The following is a 1,035-nucleotide window of genomic DNA, read 5'->3' as shown; positions in this document are numbered from 1 at the left end:
GGTTTTCGGGCGCATATCGATGGTGTGGGCAATGCGGTGGGTGTGATCGGGCGTGGTGACGGTCCGACGCTGATGCTTCTTGGGCATATGGACACGGTGGCCGGCGGGGTTCCGGTCCGTTCCGAGGACGGCATGCTGTATGGCCGTGGTGCGGTGGATGCGAAGGGGCCGCTCGCGGCGATGATCTGTGCGGCGGCCGGTGCGGCGGACTTTCCCGGCCGGATCGTGGTGGTCGGTGTGGTGGAGGAGGAGACGCCGCGGTCGCGTGGTGCGATGGCGGTGAGGGCCACGCATGACCGGCCGGACGCGTTGATCATCGGGGAGCCGAGCGGGTGGTCGAGCGTGGTGCTCGGTTACAAGGGGAAGCTCGATCTGCGTTACACCGTGAGGTGTCCTGCTACCCATCCGAGCAATCCGGAGCCGAAGGCGTCCGAACTGGCCGTGGTGTGCTGGGAGGCGTTGCTGGACCTGCTGGGGCCGGACGCGGGTCATGATGTGTTCGACCGGCCGGGCGCGACGCTCTGTCAGCTCAATGGTGATCTGACGTCGGCGACGGCGGACCTGAGTATCCGTGTCCCTCCGGGGTTCGATGTCGAGGCACTGGTGCGCGGGCTGCGTGAGCGTCTGCCGGCCGGCAGTCTCGAAGTGCGGAACTCGGTGGCGGCCTGCCGGGTGGGGCGGGCTGACCCGGTGGTCCGTGCGCTGGTGTCCGGGATCCGTGAGCTGCATGCCCAGCCGCGGCTGAAGGTGAAGACGGCCACCTCGGACATGAACACTCTCGCCGAGGTCTGGGACATCCCGATGGCGACGTACGGCCCCGGGGACAGCAGACTCGATCACACGGACGACGAGCACATCGTGCTCTCGGACTACCTGCGTGGCATCGACGTCCTGGCCAGTGCCATCCAGGAGTTGGCACACCTGCCCACACGCCCGGACCACGACCCGGCAGGCGAGGCACCGCTACGCATCAGGAGTCTCAGGTGACCGACATGACCCAGCACATCGCCGCGCTCCCCGAACAGCGCCGCACGC

The 1,035-nt window shown here is 68.0% G+C and carries 1 protein-coding gene; it reads left to right on the top strand.

Annotated elements, in window-relative coordinates; translation table 11 throughout:
* Positions 1 to 987 (top strand): M20/M25/M40 family metallo-hydrolase (locus AB0O67_RS37380; protein ID WP_365460588.1); only part of this gene is annotated, 987 nt, incomplete at its 5' end.
* Between the last annotated feature and the right edge of the window lie 48 nt (positions 988 to 1,035).

The sequence above is a fragment of the Streptomyces sp. NPDC086077 genome, from assembly GCF_040686175.1.
Classification (GTDB): Bacteria; Actinomycetota; Actinomycetes; order Streptomycetales; family Streptomycetaceae; genus Streptomyces.
This window is presented reverse-complemented; position numbering and strand designations above follow the sequence as displayed.